This window comes from Mycolicibacterium iranicum, assembly GCF_002101705.1.
Lineage (GTDB): Bacteria > Actinomycetota > Actinomycetes > Mycobacteriales > Mycobacteriaceae > Mycobacterium > Mycobacterium iranicum.
Window position 1 is genome coordinate 145,755 of the sequence record NZ_LQPC01000029.1, and the last position, 25,384, is coordinate 171,138.

Sequence of the window (25,384 nt, forward strand, 5' to 3'; positions counted from 1 at the left end):
TCAACGCCGTGTCCGGGAAGGAACTTCCTCCCAGACTCCCCGCCGAGGACAAATCGCATCTTTCGCCGCTCTCCACCCTAGCCACTAGATGTTGTGCCCCGTTAGTAGAGCACACACAAGATGGTCGTAATCACACGTTTGGAATTTTCCCTGGTAACTGCGGTGTGTCGCGCCGCTTTCGGCGTGTCACAGATCACAGCGGCGGTGCGGCGACCGCCTACTCCCGGTCTATCAGAGGGCTCCGACATTTCCCGCCAGGCGGGCCCGTGAAACCGCGGCGGCTCAGCAAATCGGCCCCGGCGCGCACGAGAAAGAGCCACGCCGCTGCGGGCGTGGCTCTTCTCAGTCGAGTACAGCTCAGCCGATCTCGGCGGCCAACTTGCCGACGATCTCGCGCACCCGAGCGGCAACCTCGGCGTTCTCCCGCGGACGCTTGCCGTCGAATGCCGCCGACGATACCGACAGGTCGAGATCGTCGACCACCCGCGGACCGGCGATCCCGAAGGACTTGCGAGTCTCGTCGTGCGCCCACACGCCGCCGTACTGACCGAGAGCGGCGCCGACGACCGCCAGTGGCTTGTCCTTCAGCGCACTGTCGCCGTACGGACGAGACAGCCAGTCGATGGCATTTTTCAGCACCCCGGGAATGGTGCCGTTGTACTCAGGAGTGACGACGAGCGCCGCCCCGGCGCGGGCGGCGGCCTCGCGCAGCGCGACCGCGGATTCCGGGACGTTGTCGTCGTTGTCGATGTCCTCGTTGTAGTGGGGCAGTTCGCCGAGCCGGTCGAACAGCTCGAGGCTGACGCCGTCGGGCGCCGACTCGATGGCAAGTTCTGCCAGCTGACGGTTGACCGAAGCCGCACGAAGGCTTCCCACCAGAACCAGCACCGTGCTGTCGCTCACGGGGTCCGACATCGCTTCCTCCTCATCGTTTTGTAGACACATTTCCATGAGGTAACCGGACCACGGTCCGTTACATTCCCGCTGAGTTAAAGTTGCGAGGTGAGCGTGGCGGGGAATCGGAGCGACCTGCCGGTGTTGCCGGCGGGCGATCCCGGGCCTCCCGAACGCGGAGACGCGGCGCGCAATCGCGCTCTGCTGCTCGATGCAGCGCGCCGTCTGATCGACGAGCGTGGGGCCGACTCGGTCACCACCGACGACATCGCGGTAGCAGCAGGGGTCGGCAAGGGCACGCTGTTCCGCCGCTTCGGCAGCCGGGCCGGGCTGATGATCGTGCTCCTCGACGAGGACGAGAAACTCCAACAGCAGGCTTTCCTGTTCGGCCCGCCGCCGCTGGGCCCGGGCGCCCCTCCCCTGGAGCGCCTGCTCGCCTACGGCCGGGAGCGACTGAAGTTCGTCGACACGCACCGCGCACTGCTCTCCGACGTCGGCCGCGACCCGCAGATGCGCTACAACGCGCCGATGATGTTGCACCACAGCCATATCCGGCTTTTGCTCCACACCGCGGGAACCACGGGAGATCTCGACACCCAGGCCACCGCACTGCTGTCGCTGCTCGACGCCGACTACGTCCACCACCAGCTCACCGACCGCGGCCGCACCCTGCAGGAACTCGGTGACGCGTGGGAGACGGTGGCACGCAAGCTCTGCGGGTCATGACCGGATCCGGGACCGCGGCCCGGGCTCAGTGGATCCTGCACGTCGACCTCGACCAGTTCCTCGCTTCCGTCGAACTCCAGCGTCATCCCGAGTTGGTCGGTATGCCCGTCATTGTGGGCGGCAACGGAGATCCGACCGAGCCGCGCAAAGTGGTCACCTGTGCCTCCTACGAAGCCAGGGAATTCGGGGTCCACGCCGGGATGCCCCTGCGCACCGCGGCGCGCCGATGTCCCGAGGCGAGGTTCCTGCCGTCTGATGCCGCTGCCTATGACGCCGCATCAGAGAAGGTGATGGGCCTGCTGCGCGACCTCGGTCATCCGGTCGAGGTGTGGGGTTGGGACGAGGCCTATGTCGGCGCGCACGTGGACAATCCGGTCGAGCTCGCACGCCGCATCCAGGACGTCGTCGCGTCCGAAACGGGCCTGTCGTGTTCGGTGGGCATCAGCGACAACAAACAGCGGGCCAAGGTGGCTACCGGCTTCGGCAAACCCGCCGGCGTGTACGCGCTCACCGAGGACAACTGGATGACGACGATGGGTGACCGTCCGGTCGACGCTCTGTGGGGTGTGGGGCCGAAGACAGCGAAAAAGCTGGCCGCGATGGGAATCACGACGGTTGCCGACCTCGCCGCGACGGATCCGGCAGTTCTGACCTCGACGTTCGGACCGACGACGGGATTGTGGATTCTGCTGCTCGCCAAGGGTGGCGGGGACACCACCGTGAGCGCGACGCCCTGGGTTCCGCGGTCGCGCAGCCACGTCATCACCTTCCCGCAAGATCTCACCGATCGTGCCGAAATGGACTCAGCCGTGGCCGATCTCGCGCGGCGCACCCTTGCCGAGGTCGTGGAACAGCAGCGCGTCGTGACCCGCGTCGCGGTCACGGTGCGCACGAGGACGTTCTACACCAGGACCAAGATCCGCAAACTCGCCTCGCCGACCACCGACTTCGAGCCGATCGCCGCGACGGCACTCGACCTCCTCGCTCAATTCGACCTGGACCGTCCCATTCGGCTGCTCGGGGTGCGCCTGGAGCTCGCGATGGACGACGTCGAACGTCCGGTTGTCGCCGCCGACGGTTAGCGTCTGGGGCATGTTGCAGACAGTCGCGATCCGCGGATACCGCTCGCTGCGCGACATCGTTCTCCCGCTGCGCAGGCTGACCGTCATCACCGGCGCGAACGGCACCGGAAAATCGTCGCTGTACCGCGCGCTGCGCCTGCTTGCAGACTGTGGCAGCGGCGAGGTGATTGCGTCCTTCGCACGCGAAGGCGGTGTCGAATCGACGATGTGGGCGGGCCCCGAGCACCTCACCGGGGCGCGGCGCACCGGCACAGCGCAGGGCGGGCCGCGCACCAGGTCGGTTTCGATCGAACTCGGCTATGCCGCAGATGATTTCGGCTATCTGATCGACCTGGGGCTGCCCCAGGCGCGAGGGAGCGCATTCGCTCGTGACCCCGAAGTCAAGCGGGAGCTGGTGTTCGCCGGTCCGGTAGCACGGCCTGCTACGACACTGGTGCGCCGGGTCCGCGGGCTGGTCGAGGTGGCCCCAGAATCCGGGAGCGCGTCCGGACGCGGCTTCGACGAACTCGCCCGCAATCTGCCGGCGCACCACAGCGTTCTGGCCGACTGGGCGGGCGCCGCACCCGAGCTGGTGATGGTCCGGGAACGGCTGCGAGACTGGCGGTTCTACGACGGTTTTCGCGCCGACAGCCATGCCCCCGCCCGCCTGGCACAGGTCGGGACCAGGACACCGGTGCTGGCCAACGACGGCGCCGACTTGGCCGCCGCGGTCCAGACGATCCTGGAGACCGGGACAGACGATCTGGCTCGGGCTGTCGCCGCCGCGTTCGACGGTGCGACGGTCTCGGTGTCGGTCACCGACGGTCTGTTCGACCTTCATCTGCATCAGCGCGGCATGCTACGTCCATTGCGAAGCGCCGAGATCTCGGACGGCACATTGCGTTTCCTGCTGTGGGCGGCCGCCCTGCTGAGCCCGCAACCTCCGTCGCTGATGGTTCTCAACGAACCCGAGACCTCACTGCATCCGGATCTGGTGCCACCACTGGCCGAGCTGATCGCCGGTGCGGCCACCCGCACGCAGGTCGTGGTGGTCACGCACTCCCAGACGCTGCGTGAGCGACTCGACGCAGAACCGATCGGATCCGACGGCGACGCCTGGGAGGTCGAGCTCTACAAGGACTGGGGCGAGACCAAGGTCGCCGACCAGGGCCTGCTCACCACGCCGCCGTGGGACTGGGGCAAGCGATAACTGTCAGCGGCCCTTCGATTTCGGCCGCAGCACCCGTGTGAAGATCGGGTTCACCTGCTTCATCGCCATACTGTAAGGCACCCACATGGTGCGCTTGAACAGATACAGCGCCCGGATGTCGTGCGACGTGTAGATGAGGTAGCGATTCTTGGCGATGCCCTGCAGGATCTTGTCGGCGGCGAAGTCGGGTGAGACTGCATGCCCCGAAAAGCGGCCGATCCATTTCTGCACACGCGGATGTTCGCGGTCGACGCCGGCGATGTGGACGGTGTCGACCAGCGGGGTCCGCACCGCTCCGGGTACGACGACCGAAACGCCGATCCGGTAGCGGGCGAGGTCGAATCGCAGCACCTCGGAAAGCCCGCGCAGACCGTACTTGCTGGCGCTGTAGGCGGCGTGCCACGGCAGCGCCACGATGCCCGCGGCCGAGGACACGTTGACGAGGTGGCCGCCGCGGCGAGCCTTCATCATCGGCGGCACGAACGCTTCGATCACGTGGATCGGACCCATCAGGTTGATGTCGATGAGCGATTTCCAGTCCCGATGGGTCAGCGTGTCCACGGTGCCCCACGCGGAGATCCCCGCGATGTTCATCACCACATCCATCGCCGGATGCGCCGCGTGGATGTCGTCGGCGAAGGCCATCACCGCGTCGTAATCGGAGATGTCGAGCACGCGGTGTTGCGCCACCACTCCGCCGAGTGCGCGCGCGTCGGCCACCGTGAGCGCGAGACCGTCGGCGTCCCGGTCGGTCAGATAAAGCTCCGCGCCATGGGCGGCGAGTTTCAGCGCGGTCGCACGGCCGATCCCACTGGCAGCCCCGGTAAGGAAGCACCGCTTGCCGGCAAAACCGTCAGATCCGTTCCGTGCCATATGACGTGACATTACCGGCGCGACATCGACGCCCAATGAACCCCGGCCGCAGGCTTGGGCGCAATACGATTCGCTGATGATCAAGAACGGCACCAGATTGCAGAGCCAGGTGTGCGATACGCAGGTCATTGTCGTGCGCAGTGCCGACAGCCTCGATGATCTCCGCGCCGGCGGTGCGCCGATGATCGCCCTCGACGCCGACAAGGACGGGTCCCTGTCGCTGGATCCCGATCTGTCGGCAGGTAACGCGATGGGTAAGCGCTACGTCGACGACGGCGGCGCGGAAGTTCTGGTGACCAAGGCCGGTGCGGGGACGCTGTCGGTCGGGACGACTCCCCTGTCCCTCAAGGAGGCCAAGCCGCTTCCCGCAAGCGACTAGCGCAGGTTGTCGCCGCCCCACAACGCGCTCAGCCAGAGGCGCTCGACGATCTCGATGGCGCGCGACGGGTCGTCACGCCCCACGAATGCGCTGTCGTGCGACAGCGACATCGACGTGACGGCGGTGAGCGTCCGCACCAGCGCGGTGAGATCCGTGGAGATGGGGCGTGCGCCGGTGTCCTGTTGGACCAGGCCGACGATCTTCTCGACGACCGACTCCTGGAAGTCGTCCATGATCTCGCGAATCTGGGCATCGGTGCTGCGCGCCAAATTGCACGCACTCATGATCGGGTCGTTGAGGGCGAAGACGGTTGCGGCATAGCCGACCATGCGCTTGGCGAAATCAGACGGCGACTCCCCCGGCTCACGCGGGGTGTAGTGGTGGGTCAGCTGGTCCAATTCGGCCATCGCCTCGGCGACGATCACGGCGAGGACGGCGTATTTCGAGTCGAAGTAGAAGTAGAAGCCTGAGCGCGCGACTCCGGCGCGCTCGCTGATGGTGCTCACTGACAGATCGGCGAACGACTTCTCCTGCAGGAGTTCGCGGACCGCGGTGACGATGGCGTCCCGCTGCCTGTCACCCCTGCTGCGGCGAAGGTCGGTGGGTTCGGCCGTCATGGCTGTCAACCTTGGCACCGCGGCACCTCCGACACAAACTCATCGAAACTTGACAGGCGTCAAGTGTGTCCACCAGGATAAGGCCAAAGTGACATCGACCACAGCCCTTAGTTTGAGGAGTGCTTGGATGGCGACGATCTCGACGGTGGATTATCTGCTCGACCAGGCGAAACGGCGTCTCAAGCCCACGCCGGTGACCATTCCCGGCATGGGAGCGATCGAAAAGCGCCTGCTCGACAAGGAATGGGACGAGATCATCCTCGCCGAGCCACCCGCCGGCAGCGGTCTCAAGGCCGTCAAGGGCGACAACGGTCTGCCGGTCGTCGCGCACATGATCGAGATGTTCCGAGGCGGGCCGGACTTCATCCTGCACCAGTACCGCAAGTACGGACCTATCTACTACTCCGGCTCGCAGGTGCTTCCCGCCGTGGGGGCATTGGGTCCCGACGCGACGCAGGCGGTGTTCTCCAACCGCAACAAGGACTTCTCGCAGCGCGCGTGGGATCCGGTGATCGGGCCGTTCTTCGAAGGCGGGCTGATGTTGCGTGACTTCGAGGACCACATGTATCACCGCCGGATCATGCAGGAGGCGTTCACCCGCAGCCGGCTCACCGGATACGTCGAGCACATCGACTCGGTGGCTTCGGCGGTCATCGCCAACGACTGGGTGGCCAACGACCGACGCTTCCTGTTCTATCCGGCGGTCAAGGAGTTGACGCTCGATATCGCCTCCGTCGTATTCATGGGCCACAAGGCCGGCACCGACAAGCAACTCGTGACCACGGTCAACGAGGCGTTCACCACCACCACTCGCGCGGGCAACGCCATCGTGCGCAAGCCGGTGCCGCCGCTGAGCTGGTGGCGAGGCATCCGCGCCCGCAAGACGCTCGAGGACTACTTCAACGCTGGGATCGCCGAGAAGCGCCGCTCCGAGAGCACCGACATGTTCAGCGTGCTCTGCCATGCGCAGGACGAGGACGGTCAGAGCTTCACCGACCAGGACGTCGTCAGCCACATGATCTTCCTGATGATGGCCGCCCACGACACCTCGACGTCGACCCTGACCACCATGGCTTATCACCTCGCCGCCAACCCGGAGTGGCAGGACCGCTGCCGCGAAGAGTCCGAGCGAATCGGCGACGGCCCGCTGGACATCGAAGCGCTCGAAAAGCTCGAGACCTACGACCTGGTGATCAACGAGGCGCTGCGGATGGTGACCCCGCTGCCGTTCAACTTCCGCCAGGCCGTGCGCGATACCGATCTGCTGGGCTACTACATCCCGGCGGGCACCGCGATCATGACGTGGCCTGCGCTGAACCACCGGCTGCCCGAGCTGTGGACCGATCCGGAGAAGTTCGACCCGGCACGCTTCGCCGAGCCCCGCAACGAGCACAAGAAGCACCGGTATGCGTTCGCGCCGTTCGGCGGTGGTGCGCACAAGTGCATCGGCATGGTGTTCGGCCAGCTGGAGATCAAGACGGTCATGCACAGGCTGCTGCGCAAGTACCGGCTGGAGCTCGTCGACCCGAGTTACACGCCGCGCTACGACCACGGCGGTATGGCGGTGCCGATCGACGGCATGCCGATCATGCTGCGGCCACTGCACTGAGCTCGTGACCGAACAACGCGATCGTGTCGCCGACACCGGCGTCGTCGCGCTGGCCGCGATGCGGGTAGGTATCGGCGCGCTGGCATGGGCGCGACCGGACGTGACGGCCAAGTTATTCGGGTTCTCACACCCGGACGGGCAGGCGCGCTATGTGTGGCGGCTGTTCGGCGTCCGTGACGTCCTGGTCGGGCTGGGCACCGTGACGTCCTCGGGACCGAGGCGCCGCGCCTGGGCGCGTGTGGGTCTGCTGTGCGACGTCGCCGACGGCGCAGCAGGTGTGCTCGGTCGTGACGACGTCAAACCGGTGAACGCCGCCGCCATGATCGGGGTGCCCGCGGCCGCCGTGGCGTTCGGCTCATGGGCGCTGGCACGCCGCACCTGATCAGCGTGGGCAGAACATCGACGGCGTGCGGGGCCGCTACTGCCGGCGATTTCTCAGCGCCGCGAGCAGTCGATGCTCGGCGTCTTCTCCCGGTGCGACGCCGGTAGGGATACGGAAGAGGAAGAACAGGCCGAGTACCCACCAGGCCGCGAACAGCACCCATGGTTGGACGTCGAGGAATGCCGGCATCCCCGGCAGGTACAGACTCAGCAAACCGATGCAGAGCACGACCGCCGCGCCCCCGATCAGCAAGCCTCCGTTGCCTTTTCCGCCGATCCGTAGTGGCCGGTCCATGGCGGGCTCTCGGCGCCGCAGGATCACGAAGACGACAGCCACCAGAAGGTAGGCGACCACGATGCTCGGCGAGCCCGAGTCAACGAGCCACCCAAGCATCGCCTCACCCAGGAAGGGTGCGATGAAGGATAGGCCGCCGATGAACAGCAGTGCGTTGACCGGCGTGCGGAACTTCGGGTGTAGCTTGCCGAACCACGCGGGCAGCATCCCAGACCGCGCCATCGAGTACATCAGACGAGACGCGCCGAGAAGCAGCGAGTTCCAGGAGGTGAGAATTCCGGCGATACCTCCTGCGATCAGGATCTTCGCCATGAAATCGCTGCCGAACAGCTCACCGAATGCGTCGGCGGTGACAATGTCGGCCTCGGCGAGCCGACTCGCGGGCATTGCCGACGAGGTGGTCACGATAACGATCAGATAGAAGATCGTCGCCAGGATCACGGCGACGACGACCAGGCGCCCGATCTGTCGGGCCGGCACGTTCACTTCCTCCGCGGACTGGGGGATGACGTCGAACCCGACGAACAGGAAAGGCACCACGACCAGAACAGCGAAGAAGCCGGCCGCGCCACCGGTGAACAGTGGTTTCATATCGGCGGTCGACCCGCCAGTGAACGCTCCGACGATCAGCAGTAGGGCGATGACCAGAAGCAATAGCACCACGAAGGTCTGGGCGACGCTGGCCGTTTTGACCCCGAGGATGTTGATTGTGGTGATGACGATTGCCGCGAGGGCACCGACCAGTGCCCACGTGAGATGAACTTCGCTGCCCGCGACCTCCCACAGCCGGACGTGGTTCAGGTCGGGGAACAGATACAACGCCGTTCTGGGTAAAGCGACCGCCTCGAAAGCCACGATGGTCACGTAGCCGCCGACGATGCCCCAGGAGCCGATGAACGACCACCGGGGGCCCATACCGCGAAGGAGAAAGTTGTGTTCACCACCGGCTTTGGGCATCGCGGCGGTGAGTTCGGCGTATGTCAGACCGACCACAGCCATGATCACGCCGCCGGCGGTCATCGCGAGCACGGCACCCAACGTGCCGGCGGAGCCGATCCAGTCCCCGGTGAGCACCACCCAGCCGAAACCGATCATGGCTCCGAAACCCAGGGCCAACACATCCCAATTGCCGAGCACCTTCAATAGGGACGAATCCTCGGGCCGCTCGGCCGTTTTCGTGTCCATCACACGCTCGCCTTCCCTGGTTCGTGTCGGCTGCCGCTCGGGGCTGACTTCACGCTAAGGCCTCCGATTGAAGCCCGTGCCCAAACGGCGTCGCTTTCGGACCAGCGAGGCGACAAGGTCGTTGATGTTCCTCACCCGGGGACGCTTGCTCCCGGGTGCACGGATCCCATCGACGCAGTGCTGCGCTTCCCGACGCTGGGTCGATGGCCGCTAGACAACCTCGCTAATCGGCCAGTAACCGGTTGGCGCACGCAATGACCGCGCGCAACGCCGAGTCGGTCGGGTCGTCGGACCATCCCATCGCCCACCGGTCGCTGCCGTCGCGGCTGCCGCGGATGAAGGTCGCCGTGTGCTCGCCTGCGGGCAGTTGATGGAACGCGACCATCTCGACGGCGACACCCCGGGCGTGGAGCATCTCTGTCAGCGCTGCGACGGGTCCGCACGCTGCTGCGCGCGAGGTGCCGATGGTGTCTCCGAGCGCCAGCGTCGCCTGATAGTTGCGGGCCTGCGGGCCCAGTCGGCCCGATGGACGCTCGCCGTCGGTGCAGGCCCACTGTCCCAGTCTGAGCGGACCGGCCGACGGTGCGTACTCGTCGACGAACTCGTCGAACGTCTTGGTTTCGGCCGATTCGCGCAGCGGGCGCGGCATCCGGCCGTCAACGTAGGCAGCGAACGGCATCGACGCAGAGAGTATCGACGAAGAGGGTGAGGTGGTGGCGACTGGGGAGTTCATGTGCCGGCCTTCTGATCCGAAGAAAATCGACCGACGAAGTAGCGACGACCCACAGCGAGGGGTCGGTCAGGATCAGACCCCGCTGCGGGTTGCTACTACGAGTCGCCTCGGCACGACAGCGATGCTAGACCCCCGGCCTTGATTCGTGCAAACAGTTTCCGTCGGACAAGATGTGCCGAGTGTCTTGGTCGCATGCGGTGCTGCTGTTCGCGGCCGGAATCCTCGGCGGGCTGTGCGGCAGCATCGCGGGGCTGGCGTCTGTGGCGACGTATCCGGCCCTGCTGCCGACGGGTCTGCCGCCGGTGACCGCGAACGTCACCAACACCGTGTCGCTGGTCTTTACAGGCGTCGGGTCGATCTGGGGATCGCGGCCTGAGCTCCGAGGGCAGGGCGCTTTCCTCAAACGAATCCTGCCGTTCGCCGCCGTCGGCGGCATCGCCGGCGCGGTCCTGCTGCTGTCCACACCGGATGAAGGATTCGAAAAGGTCGTCCCCGTCCTGCTGGGGTTCGCATCGCTGGCAATTGTGCTGCCGGTGCGACCGAGCCGAGACGGACGGATCGCCAAGCCCCGGCGCGCGCTCGCCCTGCAGGGCATCGCGGTCTTCGCGGTCTGCATTTACGGCGGCTACTTCGGGGCCGCGGCGGGTGTCCTGCTGCTCGCACTGTTCCTGCGCATCGGCGGTGAGACACTGGCACATGCCAACGCCGCCAAGAACGTTGTGCTCGGCGCCGCCAACGGCGTTGCCGCGCTGATCTTCGCCGCGGTGGCACCCGTTCAGTGGCCCGCCGTCGTCGCGCTCGGCCTCGGCTGCCTGGTGGGCGGCCGACTCGGTCCGATTGTCGTGCGACATACACCCGACAAACCGATGCGGATCGCGATCGGGATCGCAGGCCTCTCGCTCGCCGTCAAGCTCGGCTTCGACGCCTACCGATGATCACGAAAGACCGGTCACAGAAAAGGGTTGTCGCCCTTGGACACCCTGGTACCGAGCTCGATGAGATTCTCCGCCGAGGTGTGCAGGCGCTCGCCCGCTTCGGCGCTGGCCTGCCCGGCCAGGTAGCGCGACCACGTTCCTTCGATGACGATCGCGAGTTTGAAACAGGCCATCGCGATGTACCAGTCCAGCCGAGAAGTACGGCGACCGTCAGCAGCGCGATAGGCCTCGATCAGTTCCGACCGTGTCGCGAGCCCGCCCAGAGCGGCCAGCGCAGAGCCCGCATCGATCGGGTTGGGCCCGTCGGGCCAGCAGACCAGCATCCACCCGACATCGAGCAGCGGGTCGCCGACGGTGCACATCTCCCAGTCGATGAAGGCCGCCAACTCGGGCACGTCGCGCCGCAGCAGGACGTTGTTGAGGTGGCAGTCCCCGTGCATGATTCCGGGCTCGGTGTCGTCGGGGCGTTGCGAATCCAGCCATTCGGCGAGCACATGTACCGAGGGGAACGATTCGGGTGCGTAGTTGTCGTGGCGATAGCTCTCCAGCAGACGCATGAACTGCGGAACCTGGCGCGCGAGAAAGGATCCCGGCCTTTTCAGGGCGGCCAGCGGACTGCCTTCCCACGAAACCCTGCCCAGGGCTGCCAGACTGCCCGCGTATGACAGGCCGACGCGGTGACGCATGCCCGCGTCGCGCACGTAAGCGTCGTCGACCTCGGTGCCCGGGTTGAAACCGTCGATCGATTCCATGAGGTAGAAGACGACCCCGAGCACGTCGAGGTCCTCACATCCGGCGATCAGACGCGGGTGCGGCACGTCGGTGCCCTTCAGTGTCTGCAGCACCGCGATCTCGCGCCGCATGGTGTTGTCGCTCGTCGGCCTGGGATGCGGCGGCGGTCGGCGCAGGACCATCGGTGTCCCATCGACATCCAGGCGCACGACGATGTTCTGCGACCCACCTGTCAGCGGCTCGACGTCAGACACGGCCGTCCCGATCCCGGCCCGACGGATCCAATCCTGCAGCGCATCCTGGTCGGCATCCGACAGCGTCACCTCCACTGGCATGGCGCCATCGTGTCAGGTTCTGCGACCGCCGGTTCGCAATTACGGCTCCAGTGTCCCGCAGGGCTGCACACCCTCGCCAAACATGGAATCGGGCGCGCCCCCGGACGCATTGCGTCGCTCGGCGCGCCCGATCACCGCTACTTGGGGGCGAAGCGCTGCCCGGCGTCCAGTCGCAGACACTGGCCGTTGAGCATCGGATTCTCGACGATCGCGATCGCCAGCTTGGCGTACTCCTCGGGCTTGCCGAGGCGCTTGGGGAACGCCGCATCCTTGGTGAGCACGGTGGCGTACTCGTCCGGGATACCTTCGGTGAGGCCGGTGGCGAACAAGCTCGGGGCGATCGCGAGCGCACGGATGCCGAGGCTGCCCAAATCGCGAGCCATGGTCAGGCACATGCCGGCGATGGCCGCCTTGGAGGCCGTGTAGGCCAGCTGACCGATCTGGCCTTCGAACGCCGCGATCGACGCCGTGTTGATGATGACACCTCGCTCCTCGGCCTCGTCATCGACCGGGTCGTTCTTCGACATGTGCCACGCAGCCAATCTGCTGACGTTGAAGGTGCCGATCAGATTCAAGTCGATGCTCTTGCGGAAAGAGTCCAGGCTGTGCGGCCCGTCCTTCTTGACGGTGCGCTCAGCAATGCCGCCACCGGCGGTGGTGACGGCGATGTGCAGCCCACCGAGACCCTCGACCGCGGCGTTGATCACGGATTCTGCGCCGTCGAAGTCGGTGATGTCGACCTCGTGGAATGTGCCACCGATCTGATCGGCGACTTCCTTGCCCTTGGACTGCGGACGGTCCAGGATGGCCACGCTCGCGCCGCGCTTGGCCAAAGCCTCCGCGGTCGCCCGCCCAAAGCCTGACGCACCACCGACGACGATGGCCTTCTTGCCCTCGATCTCCATCTACTCCCTTTCGCCAACTTTCCAATACATGGACGATCTGTAAAGCCCACATGCAACCTAGCCGATGACATCTTTCGGTAAGGATTTCGGGTTATCCACACCGGTAACTTGGGCGGTATGACGACTCTCGGTGCCAAGGCGATGGGCGGCGTCGCCGCGGCAGCGGTGGCCGTCGGCGTGGCCCAGCTGGTAGGCGCCGCCTTCGGTCCCGAAGCCGACGTACGCACCGCGGTCGGCTCATCGGTCATCGAACTAACCCCAGGCCCCGTCAAAGAGTGGGCCATCGACACGTTCGGCACCGCGGACAAGCTCTTCCTGTCGGTCATGGTCCTCCTGACGATTGCCGTGATCGCCGCGCTGGCGGGGATGGCCGAGTCCAAACGCAGACCGATCGGCAGCACGGCGATCGTGGCGGCCGGCGGCGTGGGGTGCGCCGCGGTGCTGTCGCGCGCCGGGGCGACCCTGCTCGACATCGTGCCCACGCTGGTCGGCGCGGCGTGTGGGGTGGCGGTCCTGCGCTTCCTGGTCTCAGGCCGGTTCGATGAGGAGCGAGACGAACGCGACACGGACCCGGGCAGACGACTGTCCCTCATGACACTCGGGTTGCTCGGCGTGGGCGTGGCCAGCGGTGTCGTCGGTGTCGTGATCAGCCGGCTGACGTCCTCGGTGGCAGGCGACCGCGACGCGTTCGCACTTCCCCGAATCGACACGCCGGCACCGCCCATCCCGGATTCGGTGCAGCCACAAGGCGTCGCGCTGCCCTCGTTCGTCACGAGCAACGACGATTTCTACCGTATCGACACCGCGTTGTCGGTACCGCAGCTCAGCCGCACGGACTGGCAGTTGCGAATCCACGGCATGGTCGACCGAGAGGTCATTCTCCGCTACGAGGACCTGGACCGGTTCGAGGTCGTCGAGAAAGTGGTGACCCTGACGTGTGTCTCCAATCCCGTTGGGGGTGACTTGATCTCGAACGCGGTCTGGACCGGTTACCGGGTCAAGGACATCCTGGCCGAGGCCGGCGTGCGCTCCGATGCCGACATGGTGCTGTCGATGTCTGTCGACGGATGGACCGCAGGCACCCCGGTAGAGGCGCTCACCGGCGAGGACGCGCTGCTCGCGGTCGGCATGAACGGCGAGCCGCTGCCGATCGAACACGGGTACCCCGCCCGCCTGGTGGTGCCGGGCTTATACGGATACGTCTCGGCGACCAAGTGGGTCACAGACTTGGAGCTCACTCGGTTCGACCGCGCGGAGGCGTACTGGACGCGGCTGGGCTGGTCGCCGCGAGGTCCGATCAAGACAGAGTCGCGCATCGACATTCCCCGCAGCGGTGAGGACGTCGCACTCGGACCTGTGACGTTCGGGGGTGTCGCGTGGGCGCAGAACCGCGGCGTGCGCAACGTCGAGGTACAGATCGATGACGGCCCATGGGAGCAGGCGGCGCTGGGCGACAGTTACTCCGGGGACACCTGGCGGTTGTGGAGCTTCCCGTGGGAGGCCCGCGAGACCGGGTTCCACAAGATCACGGTCCGCGCCACCGACAACTCCGGCTACACGCAGACCTCGGAACGGGTCGACCCTGTCCCTGACGGCGCAACCGGCTGGCATTCCATCACCTTCGCCGTCAGGTGACATGTCGGCGGCGCATGCCAAAGTGGTGACGTGCTGCTGATCGATGTCGCCCGCACCTCCGCCGAGGTCGCGGCCACGTCAGCGCGCCTGGCGAAGATCGCCCGGATTGCCGACGTACTGCGGCTGGCCGACGACGGGGACGACGTACGAGTCGTGGTGTCGTGGCTGTCGGGTGAGCTCACGCAGCGCCAGATCGGGGTCGGCTGGGCATCGCTGCGCTCCGTACCGGAGCCTGCGGCCGAGCCGTCGCTGATGGTCGCCGACATCGACGCCAGGTTCGGTGAGATCGGCCGTACGACGGGCAAGGGCTCGCAGGCACGCCGCACGGAACTGCTCGCCGCGCTGTTCGCCGCAGCGACCGATGTCGAGCAGACCTTCCTGCGCCGCTTGCTCGGCGGGGAGCTGCGCCAGGGCGCGCTTATCGGCGTGATGGCCGATGCTGTCGCCAAAGCGGCCGAGTTGCCTGCCGCCGCGGTGCGCAGAGCCGCGATGTTGGGCGGTGACCTGCCCGCGGTGGCCGCCGCCGCGCTGGCGGGCGGAGAGAGCGCGCTCGAGCAGTTCACGCTGCAGGCGGGCAAGCCGGTCGGGCCGATGCTGGCCCAGACCGCGACCGGCGTCGCCGACGCTCTGGAACGGCTCGGCGGCACCGCAATGTTCGAGGCGAAGCTCGACGGCGCCCGCGTGCAGATTCACCGCCGCGGCGAGTCGGTGTCGATCTTCACGCGCAGCCTCGACGACGTCACCGCGCGCCTGCCTGAGGTGGTCGAGGCGTCCCTGGCGCTCCCGGTCACGGATCTCATCGCCGACGCCGAGGCGATCGCGTTGAGAGCCGACGGGCGTCCGCACCGATTCCAGATCACCGCGAGCCGATTCGGGCGACGCGGCGGGATCTCGGAGGGACATAACCAGAAGCTGTCGGTGTTCTTCTTCGACCTCCTCCACGTCGACGGCGTCGACCTGCTCGATCTCCCGGCGGCAGACCGCATCGCCAAACTCGACGCGATCGTGCCGGCCACCCAGCGCGTCGACCGCCTGGTCACGTCGGATTCCGAACGCGCGCAAGCCTTTCTCGACACCACGCTGGCCGCCGGCCACGAAGGGGTGATGGCGAAGTCGCGTACAGCGCCTTATGAGGCCGGCCGGCGTGGCGCCGGGTGGCTGAAGGTCAAGCCCGTCCACACCCTCGACCTCGTGGTACTCGCGGTCGAGTGGGGTTCTGGGCGACGCACGGGCAAGCTGTCCAACATTCATCTCGGCGCCCGCGACCCCGAAACCGGGGGTTTCGTGATGCTCGGCAAGACGTTCAAGGGCATGACCGACGAGATGCTGGCCTGGCAGACCGACAGGTTTCTGGAGATCGCGGACGGACCGACCGACAGTTACGTCGTCAAGGTCCGCCCGGAGCAGGTCGTCGAGATCGCGTTCGACGGATTGCAGACTTCCACGCGCTATCCCGGCGGTATGGCGCTGCGGTTCGCCAGGGTGCTGCGCTATCGCGGCGACAAAACGGCCGCCGAGGCCGACACCATCGACACCGTGCGAACGCTCTACGAGCGCGCCAATTGACCCTTAGTACGGGGTTTCTGCACATCCTGTGAACGTCCGATGACAGTATCGGACACGGCAGGAAACACAGTCGAGCCGACGAGGGAGAGACTGAGCGATCATGGCCATACCCACCGCCGCGTCATCGGAGCGATTCGAAGAGGTCGACGGCGACATCACCTATATACGCACGGACAAAGACCTGCCGCCGGTGGCGATCATCGACCGCTCGCCGATCACCACCAAACACAAGATCATTTTTGCGGTCGTCGCGGTGCTCGGCGCGATCGCGTGGGCGATGATCGCCTTGTTCCGCGGCGAGACAGTCAACGCGGTCTGGTTCGTCATCGCCGCGTTCTGCACCTACGTGATCGGATTCCGGTTCTACGCGCGGCTGATCGAGATGAAGGTCGTCAAGCCGCGCGACGACAATGCCACGCCGGCAGAGGTTTTCGAGAACGGCACCGACTACATGCCCACCGACCGGCGGGTGCTCTACGGGCACCACTTCGCCGCGATCGCCGGGGCGGGACCGCTCGTCGGTCCGGTCCTGGCGACCCAGATGGGTTATCTGCCAGGCGCGATCTGGATCATCATCGGCGCCGTCGTCGCCGGATGCGTGCAGGACTACCTGGTGCTGTCGATCTCGGTGCGGCGCCGGGGCCGTTCCCTGGGCCAGATGGCGCGCGACGAGCTCGGTGTCGTCGGCGGCGTCGCGGCGATCGTCGGCGTGCTGGTGATCATGGTGATCCTGCTCGCGGTGCTCGCGCTCGTCGTTGTCAACGCGCTCTCCGAGAGCCCGTGGGGCGTCTTCTCGATCGCGATGACGATCCCGATCGCGATCTTCATGGGCCTGTATCTGCGCTTCCTGCGGCCCGGCCGCGTCTCCGAGGTCTCGCTGATCGGCGTGGCCCTGCTGCTGCTCGCGGTCGTGGCGGGCGGCTGGGTGGCCGAAACGTCCTGGGGTGTCGAGTGGTTCACGCTGTCGAAGGTGGCCCTGTCGTGGTGCATCATCATCTACGGCCTCGCGGCGTCGGTGCTGCCGGTGTGGCTGCTGCTCGCCCCGCGCGATTACCTGTCGACGTTCATGAAGGTCGGCACCATCGCGTTACTCGCGGTCGGCATCCTGTTGGCCCGCCCTGTGATGGAAGCCCCCGCTATCTCGTCGTTCGCCAGTAGCGGCACGGGGCCGGTCTTCGCGGGTTCGCTGTTCCCGTTCCTGTTCATCACCATCGCGTGCGGCGCGCTGTCGGGTTTCCACTCACTGATCTCGTCTGGCACCACCCCGAAGCTGCTCGAAAAAGAAAGCCAGATGCGGCTCATCGGGTACGGCGGCATGCTGACCGAGTCGTTCGTCGCGATCATGGCGTTGATCACCGCGGCAATCCTCAACCAGCATCTGTACTTCGCGATGAACGCTCCGGCCGCGTCGACCGGAACCACTGCCCAGAGCGCCGCCGACTACGTCAACGGACTCGGCCTCTCGGGTGACCCGATCACCGCGCAGGAGATCGACGATGCCGCCAAGGGCGTCGGCGAGAGTTCCATCGTGTCCCGAACCGGCGGTGCTCCGACGCTGGCCTTCGGAATGTCGGAAGTCCTGCACAAGGTGTTCGGTGGTGAAGCTCTCAAAGCGTTCTGGTACCACTTCGCGATCATGTTCGAGGCCCTGTTCATCCTGACCACTGTCGACGCGGGCACCCGCGTCGCGCGATTCATGCTCTCCGACGGTCTCGGTAATCTCGGCGGACCGCTCAAGAAGTTGCAGAACCCCAGCTGGCGCGTCGGCGCGTGGATCTGCAGCGTCATCGTTGTTGCCGCGTGGGGGTCCATTTTGCTGATGGGCGTCACCGACCCGCTCGGTGGCATCAACACTCTCTTCCCGCTGTTCGGCATCGCCAACCAGCTGCTGGCCGCGATCGCGCTCACGGTGGTGACCGTGGTAATCATCAAACGCGGACTGCTGAAATGGGCGTGGATACCCGGGATTCCGCTGCTGTGGGATCTCGTCGTCACGATGACGGCGTCATGGCAGAAGATCTTCTCGGGAGACCCGAAGGTCGGGTACTGGACTCAGCACTTCCAATACCGCAACGCCAGGGACGCGGGCCAGACCAGCTTCGGGGCGGCCAAGGATGCCGGCCAGCTCGACGCCGTCATCCGCAATACCTTCATCCAGGGCACACTGTCGATCATCTTCGCCGTACTCGTCGTCGTCGTTTTCGTGGCCGGAGTCATGGTGGCGCTCAGAGCCATTCGAGGCACGGGAACGCCTCTCGCCGAAGATGCCCCGGTACCGTCACGCATGTTCGCCCCGTCGGGCATGTTGATGACCAAGGCGGAGAAGGAGGTGCAGAGACAATGGGATTCACAAACGGACGCGCACGCCAGGCCCTCGGTCAGGTCGGGTGGTACTGGAAGTCACTGATGGGTGACAACCACTACCAGCGCTACCTCGAGCACCACGCCAGGACCCACGCCGAAGAAGAGGCGATGTCCGAACGCGAGTACTGGCGGCACCGTCACGCCGCGGCGGACGCCAATCCGGGCGCCCGCTGCTGCTGACCGTCGCGCTAAACTGTTGGCCATACGGTAAGCACCCACAGAACGGGACGGGCCATGAACAAAGACGACATGATCCTGATCAGCGTTGACGACCACGTCGTCGAGCCGCCCGACATGTTCAAAAACCACCTCCCGAAAAAGTACCTGGATGAGGCGCCGCGGCTGGTGCACAACGAAGATGGCTCGGACACATGGCAATTCCGCGACGTGGTCATCCCGAATGTGGCGTTGAACGCGGTGGCGGGCCGCCCCAAAGAGGAGTACGGTCTCGAACCTCAGGGGCTCGACGAGATCCGGCCCGGCTGCTGGAAGGTCGACGAGCGGGTCAAGGACATGAACGCCGGCGGCATCCTCGGCTCGATCTGTTTCCCGTCGTTCCCCGGCTTCGCGGGACGCCTGTTCGCCACCGAGGATCCGGCGTTCTCGCTGGCCCTGCTTCAGGCCTACAACGACTGGCATGTCGAGGAGTGGTGCGGCGCCTACCCGGCGCGCTTCATCCCGATGACGCTCCCGGTCATCTGGGACGCCGAAGCGTGTGGAAAGGAGATCCGCCGCAACGCCGAACGCGGCGTCCACGCGCTGACATTCTCGGAAAATCCGGCCGCCATGGGATATCCGAGCTTTCATGACGACTACTGGACGCCGGTATGGGAGGCGCTCGTCGACACCGACACGGTCATGAACGTCCACATCGGCTCGTCGGGCAAGCTCGCCATCACCGCCCCCGACGCGCCGATGGACGTGATGATCACCCTGCAGCCGATGAACATCGTGCAAGCCGCCGCTGATCTGTTGTGGTCGGCACCGGTGAAGAAGTATCCGGATCTCAAAATCGCGCTGTCAGAAGGAGGCACGGGCTGGATCCCCTACTTCCTGGAACGCGCCGACCGCACCTACGAGATGCATTCGACGTGGACGGGGCAGGATTTCGGGAAGCAGAAGCCCTCCGAGGTGTTCCGGGAGCACTTCCTGACCTGCTTCATCTCCGACCCGGTGGGGGTCACACTGCGCAACGACATCGGCATCGACAACATCTGCTGGGAAGCCGACTATCCGCACTCGGATTCGATGTGGCCCAATGCCCCTGAGGAACTCGATGCGGTCCTCAAAGCCCACAACGTCACCGATGACGAGATCAACAAGATGACCTACGAGAACGCGATGCGCTGGTACCACTGGGACCCCTTCGCCCACATTCCGAAGGACCAGGCGACCGTCGGGGCGCTGCGCAAAGCCGCCGAGGGTCACGATGTTTCGATCAGGGCCTTGTCGCACCACGAGAAGGGCACCCGCGGAGACGCGCTGCATGCCGCGGCCCGCGGCAACTCCGGCGACTGATCAACCGCCGAAACTGCATTCCGCGCGGCACTTCGCGCGAAATGGTCACGCGGAATGCAGTTTCGGCGGGATCAGCCACTCAGCGAGTAACGGATCGGGAGGTGTTTGAGCCCGCCGACGAAAATCGTCGCGGTGTGCTCGGGCGCGCCTGCGAGCTCCACCGACTTCAGCCGGGGCAGCAGCTCTGCGTAAAAGCTGTTGATCTCCATGCGCGCGAGTGCCGCGCCCAAACAGAAGTGCACGCCGTAGCCGAACGCCACGTGTTTGTTGGGATCTCTGCCGACATCGAACCGGAACGGGTCGGCGAAGACGTCCTCGTCGCGATTTCCCGACGGGTAGGACAGCAGCACCGACTCGCCCGCCCCAATGGGCACGTCTCGAATGACGGTGTCCTGCTGTGCGGTTCGCATGAACTCCTTGACCGGGGTGACCCAGCGGATCATCTCCTCGACCGCCAACGGGAGCAGCTCCAGATTCTGTTGGAGCCGCTGCAGCTGGTCGGGGTTCTCGCACAGCGCCTGAAGCCCGCCGGAGATTGTCGCGCTGGTGGTGTCGTGCCCTGCCGTTGCCACGATCAGGTAGTAGGACACCGTGTCTATGTCGGACAACGGTTCGCCGTCGATGCGGGCGTTGGCGATCGCCGATGCGAGGTCCTCGGTGGGCTGCGCGCGCCGCGCGGCGGTGATGTCGTTGAAGTAGGTGAACATGTCGAACAGCGCGAGCCCTCGCTCTTCCATCGTCACGCCGCGCTGCAGTTCGGCGTCGTCGTTGCCGAACAGCTCCTGGGTGTAGGTCAGCATGCGGGGGAAGTCGGACTCCGGGATGCCGAGCAGCGACATGATGACGTAGAGGGGGAAGTTGACCGCCACCTCCTGCACGAAGTCGCACTCACCGCCGCGGTCGGCCATCTGGTCGACGAACGACTTGGCCAGCTCGTCGACGCGAACCTTCAACGCGCGCATGGCCTTCGGCCGGAACCAGTCGGCTCCGATCGCCCGGATCTTGCGATGCTGGGGGTCGTCCATGTGGATCAGCGTGCTGATCGCCATGGCCGCGTGCTGCGCATCACCCTCGGCCGTGGTGAGCACCGGCCTCGGCGAGTTGGTGAAGGTCGCGTTGTCACGCTCGATGGCCATGATGTCAGCGTGCTTGGTGATCGCCCAGAACGGGTTGTACCCCTCGGCGTCGACCCACGACACGGGCGCGTTGGCCCGCAGGTGTCGCATTGCCGCATGCAGTCGCTGTTCGTCGGCGTATGCGGTCGGGTCGGCGAAGACCTTGCCCGCCTCGTCGGCTACTCGCACGGTCATGGGCTGCTCTCCTCACGTTGCAACTCTGAAACGAGATCCATCACCGTCGCTTCGTCTACAGACGGCGGGAAGCCCACGAGGACTCGGTCGATCAGCCCGTCGCACCGCCCCCGGATCGCGCGGACTACACTGTCGAGCGGGGCGACGACAGCGAATTCCGCAAGCATCGTGTCGTCGATCAGCGAGCCCATCGCGTCCCATTGCCCCTCGCGCGAGAGCCGGTGCAATTCGGTTTGCAGGTCGCCCCAGCCGTGCAGTTCGAGCACGCCACGATAGGCGGGCGTCGAGGCGTAGAAGGCGATCTGCTTGCGGGTCGCGACGGCGTTCTGCGTGAGCTCGGCCTCGTCGCGGCCGGTCACCACGAACAGCGGGCTGGCCACCTCGACGTCGCGCCGTTGCCTGCCGGCCCGTTCGATCCCTCGCGTCAGCGTCGGAATGGTGACGTCGCGGAAGTATCGCTGTGTCGAGAAGGCATGGGCGATAAGGCCGTCGGCAACCTCACCGCACATCTCGGTCATCCGGTCGCCCACAGCGGCGACGAAGACTTTGGGGTGGCCATGGGGGTGCGGCTGCGGCACGAACATCGGCGTCATCAGGGTGTGCGTGTAGAACTCGCCGTCGAATGCCAGACGCGTACCGTCGCGCCAACATTCCCAGATAGCGTGCAGCGCAAGCACGAACTCGCGCATTCGGGCGACAGGCTTGCTCCACGACATGCTGAACCGCTTCTCGATGTGCGGTTTGATCTGCGAGCCAAGCCCCAGCAGCAGCCGGCCCTCGGAGTATTCCTGGAGATCCCAGCCGATCTGCGCCACGGTCATCGGGTTGCGCGCGAAGGCCACCGCGATGCTGGTGCCCAGTTGGATGCGACTGGTGTGCTCTGCAGCCAGTGCCAATGGCAGGAAGGGGTCGTGATTGATCTCCGCCGTCCAGCAACCGTCGTAGCCCCGGCGTTCGAGCGTCTCCGCGGCGGCGGGAACGTGTGACAGTCGACTGACGACGGCAGCGTCGACCTTGAGGCCGCCGTCCGCACCCATGGTGGATGAAGCTACAGTAAGCGATTCAGTATGGTCAACGTTGCACGTGGCGCGCCGTTGAGGACAGGAGTCTGCGCATGGCCAAGGCCGAGGATTGGGCGGAAACACTCGACGAGTTGAACCGCCGTCGCGACCATTCCCGAAGCATGGGAGGCGACCAACGGCTCGCCAAGCATCACGGCAAGGGAAAGCTCGACGCGCGCGCCCGGATTGCCCACCTGCTGGACAAGGGCTCCTTCCGCGAATTCGGCACGCTTGTCGGCGGGGACATCGCGGCCGACGGAATCGTCGCCGGTTCCGGCCTCATCGACGGCAGGCCCGTGATGGTCGGCGCAGAGGACTTCACCACACTCGCGGGCAGTATCGGCCCTGGCGGCAACGCCAAGCGGTACCGGCTTGCCGAACTCGCGCTGCGGGATCGTGTTCCGATGGTGATGCTGTTGGAGGGCGCCGGTTTCCGGCCCAGCGGCGAGCACTATGGCCGCACCCCCACCGATCTGCTGGCGCAGGCCCAGTGCTCGGGAAAGGTGCCGACCGTCAGCGGACTGTTCGGACCCTCCGCGGGGCACGGCGCACTTGTCGCCCCGGTCTGCGACTGGACGATCATGACGACCCAGGGCGCGATCTTCACGGCAGGACCGCCCGTGGTCAAAGAGTCCACCGGCGAGGAGATTTCGAAGGAGGACCTTGGCGGGCCCGCCGTCGCGCTGGCCAGCGGGGTGATCCACAACCTCGGCCAGGACGACGCCGCGGTGCTCGACGATATCCGGCGCTACCTGTCCTACTTCCCGCTGAGCGCATGGTCGTATCCGGCGTCGGCTCCGGCGAGCGAGGCCACGGGACGCCGGTCGACGCCGGAGCTGCTGGAGATCGTGCCGCGGGGCAACCGCCAGGTCTACGACATGCGCGCGGTCCTCGACGTCGTGTTCGACGACACCGACTGGTTCGAGGTGCAACCGAAGTTCGGGCCGGCGATGATCACCGCGCTCGCGCATCTCGGCGGCCATCCGGTAGCGGTGGTGGCCAACCAGCCCAAGGTGCTCGCAGGGTCCATCGACGCCGACGCCGCGGACAAGGCAGCGCATTTCATCATGGTCGCCGACGCGTTCCACCTGCCGATCGTGTTCCTTGCCGACAACCCGGGGATGCTGCCGGGCAGCCGCTCCGAGAAGACCGGCGTGTTGCGCAGCGGTGCACGGATGTTCGCGGCTCAGACCGCGGCGACGACACTGAAGCTGCATGTGACGCTGCGCAAGGCATACGGGTTCGGCTCGATGGTGATGTCGCTGCTCGGATTCGACAATCAGAGCGCGACCTTCGCCTACCCGGGCGCCACGATGGGCGCGATGAGTGCGGCCGCATTGAGCAAGGCCTCACACGCCACGGAGGACATCGAGGCCAAGCTACGCCAGGCCGAGGTGGACGCGTCGTTCCGCTCGGCCGGGCACCTCGGCTTCGACGACCTCATCCACCCGGAAGAGACCCGCGACGTACTCCTCGATGCGCTGGAGCGAGGGCTCTACAGCCGCCAGGCGGCAGCACAACCGGTGACCCGAACCACCATCACCCCCTAGCCCCTCGCGATTTCGACGTGTCTGGTCGCGCTCCGCGCGACTCAGCACGCCGAAATCACTACGCGCTGGCGCGGTAGGCGGTGATGATCGGTTCGAGTTCGTCGGGTGTGGCGCCGTGCATGATGACCGCGTCGGCGCCGTAGTCGAATTCCTTGCGCACGCGGTCCACGCACTGCTGCGCCGACCCGGTCGCCGAGGGCTCCAACCACTCGTCAGGGATGAGCGTCGCGATGTGCTCGATCTGCTCGGCGGTGGCCTTGTGGTCGATGCCGCCGGGAATCGACTGCACCACCGTGTCATCCCGGAACCGTTGCAAGACCGCAGGATCCCAGCCGTTGGTGTTCACCAGAAGATCACCGTAGCCCTGCAGGTAGGTGGCCAGCCGGGCAACGGTCTTCTTCAGCCGCAGCTCTTCGGGCAGGTGATCGCCGACCGTGGCAAAGCACGACCACACCCGAACCGATGCCGGATCGCGGCCGGCCTGCTCGGCAGCGTCCTTGACCGTCTTGACGGCGCGCTGCAGGGTTTCCGGTGTGAAGTAGGTGTGCAGGATGACGTCGTCGAACTCACGCCCACCCAGCGCGAGCGTCTGGGGACCGAACGCGACGATCGCCAGCCGGATGTCTTCGCGGAACTCGGGATCGAGGAACAGCACCTGATACTTGCCGATCGGACCGTCGTGGTTGAAGATCAGCTCGCCGTGCCAGAGTCTGCGCATCACCTGCGCGAAATCCTCCATCTGCGCGGTGGTCACCGCGGGCACGCCGAAGGCGTGGTACATCGCCGCGATTCCGCGGCCCAACCCCAGCGTGAACCGGCCCCCGGAGAGCCGGTGCATGGTTGTCGCCCACGATCCGGTGATCAGGGGGTGACGCGTGTTGTGGTTGGTCGCCGCGGTCGCGATCTGCATGCGGCTGGTCACCGCCAGCGCGGCACCGGTCAGCGACGAAGCTTCCTTGACGTTCCAGCGTTCGGAGATGAAACCGGTGCCGAAGCCGAGCTCCTCGCCACGGCGGGCCTCGTCCATCAGGATGGCGGGCCCCTCACCGCCGGCACCCGCCAGCAGGTAGAAGCCCAGTTCGTCCAAGGTGCGCGTCATGACCAGATCCCTTGCTTGTAGCCGCAATTCCAGACTTCGGTGATCCTGCCATCGACCACACGGAAGATCTCCATACTCGCCACGGTGGTCTCGGTACCGTCCTTGAGCCTCATCGGTGACTGGTACACGATCGCGACGTGTTCCCCGTCGTCGCCGGCGACCACGAGGTTGAGGTCGAAGCGAATGGACTCGAACATGTCCCAGTGATCGACCACGCGTGCGACGGCCTGCTCGTGCGTCAGCGTCGTGGACTCCCCCACGTCGTGGCGGATGACGCGTTCACCGAGCAGTTCGTCGGCCAGGGCGAAGTCACGCTCGTTCCACACGATCAAGTTGTACTGCTCCACCACCTCGCGGGCGGAACGCGTCACGAGAACACCTCCGTCGGGTCGATCGCCTACCAGTGGATCA

Annotated in this window: 24 protein-coding genes; 13 read left to right on the forward strand and 11 right to left on the reverse strand. The window is 66.0% G+C overall.

The window, feature by feature from the left end:
- Positions 1-357 precede the first annotated feature (357 nt).
- The gene (locus AWC12_RS13145; protein ID WP_085174808.1) at positions 358-915 is read right to left on the reverse strand and encodes an NAD(P)H-dependent oxidoreductase; all 558 of its coding nucleotides are present in this window, start codon (positions 913-915) and stop codon (positions 358-360) included.
- Positions 916-1,002: 87 nt separating this feature from the next.
- On the opposite strand from AWC12_RS13145, the gene AWC12_RS13150 reads away from it, so the two are divergent.
- Genes AWC12_RS13150 through AWC12_RS13160 form a run of 3 tightly spaced genes read left to right on the forward strand, consistent with a single transcriptional unit; the run spans position 1,003 to position 3,891 of the window.
- On the forward strand, positions 1,003-1,620 hold the full coding sequence (locus AWC12_RS13150; RefSeq protein ID WP_110808630.1) for a TetR/AcrR family transcriptional regulator: 618 nt from the start codon (positions 1,003-1,005) through the stop codon (positions 1,618-1,620).
- Positions 1,617-2,702 (forward strand): DNA polymerase IV, encoded by a 1,086-nt coding sequence (locus AWC12_RS13155; protein WP_085174939.1) that lies wholly within the window; start codon positions 1,617-1,619, stop codon positions 2,700-2,702. Before AWC12_RS13150 ends, AWC12_RS13155 begins: the two co-directional genes overlap by 4 nt.
- A gap of 10 nt (positions 2,703-2,712) precedes the next feature.
- Complete coding sequence (locus AWC12_RS13160) at positions 2,713-3,891, forward strand: AAA family ATPase (RefSeq protein ID WP_085174810.1); 1,179 nt, start codon at positions 2,713-2,715, stop codon at positions 3,889-3,891.
- A gap of 3 nt (positions 3,892-3,894) precedes the next feature.
- Here the strand turns inward: AWC12_RS13160 and AWC12_RS13165 are convergent, their stop codons facing one another.
- Complete coding sequence (locus AWC12_RS13165) at positions 3,895-4,764, reverse strand: SDR family oxidoreductase (RefSeq protein WP_085174812.1); 870 nt, start codon at positions 4,762-4,764, stop codon at positions 3,895-3,897.
- A 76-nt stretch (positions 4,765-4,840) separates the two neighbouring features.
- On the opposite strand from AWC12_RS13165, the gene AWC12_RS13170 reads away from it, so the two are divergent.
- Positions 4,841-5,143, forward strand: a complete 303-nt coding sequence (locus AWC12_RS13170) for a hypothetical protein (protein ID WP_085174814.1) — start codon at positions 4,841-4,843, stop codon at positions 5,141-5,143.
- On the opposite strand, the gene AWC12_RS13175 is transcribed toward AWC12_RS13170, so the two are convergent.
- Entirely contained in the window at positions 5,140-5,760 is a 621-nt protein-coding gene (locus AWC12_RS13175; RefSeq protein ID WP_024446588.1) for a TetR/AcrR family transcriptional regulator, read from the reverse strand. The two genes, AWC12_RS13170 and AWC12_RS13175, sit on opposite strands and share 4 nt — an antisense overlap.
- A 127-nt stretch (positions 5,761-5,887) precedes the next feature.
- Here AWC12_RS13175 and AWC12_RS13180 point away from each other — a divergent pair, with 127 nt between their 5' ends.
- Positions 5,888-7,369, forward strand: coding sequence for a cytochrome P450 (locus AWC12_RS13180; RefSeq protein WP_085174816.1), 1,482 nt, complete (start codon positions 5,888-5,890; stop codon positions 7,367-7,369).
- A 4-nt stretch (positions 7,370-7,373) separates the two neighbouring features.
- Positions 7,374-7,751 (forward strand): hypothetical protein, encoded by a 378-nt coding sequence (locus AWC12_RS13185; RefSeq protein WP_024446586.1) that lies wholly within the window; start codon positions 7,374-7,376, stop codon positions 7,749-7,751.
- A gap of 36 nt (positions 7,752-7,787) precedes the next feature.
- Here AWC12_RS13185 and AWC12_RS13190 read toward each other — a convergent pair whose 3' ends face one another.
- Both AWC12_RS13190 and AWC12_RS13195 read right to left on the reverse strand, forming a co-directional pair.
- On the reverse strand, positions 7,788-9,230 hold the full coding sequence (locus AWC12_RS13190; RefSeq protein WP_085174818.1) for an APC family permease: 1,443 nt from the start codon (positions 9,228-9,230) through the stop codon (positions 7,788-7,790).
- Positions 9,231-9,453: 223 nt separating this feature from the next.
- A complete protein-coding gene (locus AWC12_RS13195; protein WP_110808631.1) occupies positions 9,454-9,909 on the reverse strand; it encodes a 2-isopropylmalate synthase in 456 nt (151 codons plus the stop codon).
- 224 nt (positions 9,910-10,133) lie between these two features.
- Here AWC12_RS13195 and AWC12_RS13200 point away from each other — a divergent pair, with 224 nt between their 5' ends.
- Entirely contained in the window at positions 10,134-10,898 is a 765-nt protein-coding gene (locus AWC12_RS13200; protein WP_165762805.1) for a sulfite exporter TauE/SafE family protein, read from the forward strand.
- Positions 10,899-10,912: 14 nt separating this feature from the next.
- On the opposite strand, the gene AWC12_RS13205 is transcribed toward AWC12_RS13200, so the two are convergent.
- Both AWC12_RS13205 and AWC12_RS13210 read right to left on the reverse strand, forming a co-directional pair.
- The gene (locus AWC12_RS13205) at positions 10,913-11,965 is read right to left on the reverse strand and encodes a phosphotransferase family protein (protein WP_085174820.1); all 1,053 of its coding nucleotides are present in this window, start codon (positions 11,963-11,965) and stop codon (positions 10,913-10,915) included.
- Between the two features lie 137 nt (positions 11,966-12,102).
- Positions 12,103-12,870, reverse strand: coding sequence for an SDR family NAD(P)-dependent oxidoreductase (locus AWC12_RS13210; RefSeq protein WP_085174822.1), 768 nt, complete (start codon positions 12,868-12,870; stop codon positions 12,103-12,105).
- Between the two features lie 117 nt (positions 12,871-12,987).
- On the opposite strand from AWC12_RS13210, the gene AWC12_RS13215 reads away from it, so the two are divergent.
- From AWC12_RS13215 to AWC12_RS13235, 5 genes are all read left to right on the forward strand, one after another.
- Entirely contained in the window at positions 12,988-14,505 is a 1,518-nt protein-coding gene (locus AWC12_RS13215; RefSeq protein ID WP_085174824.1) for a molybdopterin-dependent oxidoreductase, read from the forward strand.
- A 30-nt stretch (positions 14,506-14,535) separates the two neighbouring features.
- Complete coding sequence (locus AWC12_RS13220; protein ID WP_085174826.1) at positions 14,536-16,071, forward strand: ATP-dependent DNA ligase; 1,536 nt, start codon at positions 14,536-14,538, stop codon at positions 16,069-16,071.
- 100 nt (positions 16,072-16,171) lie between these two features.
- A complete protein-coding gene (locus AWC12_RS13225) occupies positions 16,172-18,478 on the forward strand; it encodes a carbon starvation CstA family protein (protein ID WP_085174828.1) in 2,307 nt (768 codons plus the stop codon).
- Positions 18,478-18,615 (forward strand): CstA-like transporter-associated (seleno)protein, encoded by a 138-nt coding sequence (locus tag AWC12_RS13230; protein WP_412093733.1) that lies wholly within the window; start codon positions 18,478-18,480, stop codon positions 18,613-18,615. Before AWC12_RS13225 ends, AWC12_RS13230 begins: the two co-directional genes overlap by 1 nt.
- A gap of 54 nt (positions 18,616-18,669) precedes the next feature.
- Positions 18,670-19,953 (forward strand): amidohydrolase family protein, encoded by a 1,284-nt coding sequence (locus AWC12_RS13235; RefSeq protein WP_085174830.1) that lies wholly within the window; start codon positions 18,670-18,672, stop codon positions 19,951-19,953.
- 71 nt (positions 19,954-20,024) lie between these two features.
- Here the strand turns inward: AWC12_RS13235 and AWC12_RS13240 are convergent, their stop codons facing one another.
- Together AWC12_RS13240 and AWC12_RS13245 are read right to left on the reverse strand one after the other, a co-directional pair.
- Entirely contained in the window at positions 20,025-21,263 is a 1,239-nt protein-coding gene (locus AWC12_RS13240; RefSeq protein WP_085174832.1) for a cytochrome P450, read from the reverse strand.
- Positions 21,260-22,300 (reverse strand): LLM class F420-dependent oxidoreductase, encoded by a 1,041-nt coding sequence (locus AWC12_RS13245; RefSeq protein ID WP_085174834.1) that lies wholly within the window; start codon positions 22,298-22,300, stop codon positions 21,260-21,262. The genes AWC12_RS13240 and AWC12_RS13245 overlap by 4 nt, the downstream gene beginning before the upstream one ends.
- Positions 22,301-22,377: 77 nt before the next feature.
- On the opposite strand from AWC12_RS13245, the gene AWC12_RS13250 reads away from it, so the two are divergent.
- Positions 22,378-23,874 (forward strand): acyl-CoA carboxylase subunit beta, encoded by a 1,497-nt coding sequence (locus AWC12_RS13250; RefSeq protein ID WP_085174836.1) that lies wholly within the window; start codon positions 22,378-22,380, stop codon positions 23,872-23,874.
- Between the two features lie 58 nt (positions 23,875-23,932).
- Here AWC12_RS13250 and AWC12_RS13255 read toward each other — a convergent pair whose 3' ends face one another.
- Both AWC12_RS13255 and AWC12_RS13260 read right to left on the reverse strand, forming a co-directional pair.
- The gene (locus AWC12_RS13255; protein WP_085174838.1) at positions 23,933-24,973 is read right to left on the reverse strand and encodes a TIGR03857 family LLM class F420-dependent oxidoreductase; all 1,041 of its coding nucleotides are present in this window, start codon (positions 24,971-24,973) and stop codon (positions 23,933-23,935) included.
- Positions 24,970-25,344: a nuclear transport factor 2 family protein gene (locus AWC12_RS13260; protein WP_024446572.1), complete on the reverse strand. Its 375-nt coding sequence runs from the start codon at positions 25,342-25,344 to the stop codon at positions 24,970-24,972. The genes AWC12_RS13255 and AWC12_RS13260 overlap by 4 nt, the downstream gene beginning before the upstream one ends.
- Positions 25,345-25,384: the final 40 nt, after the last annotated feature.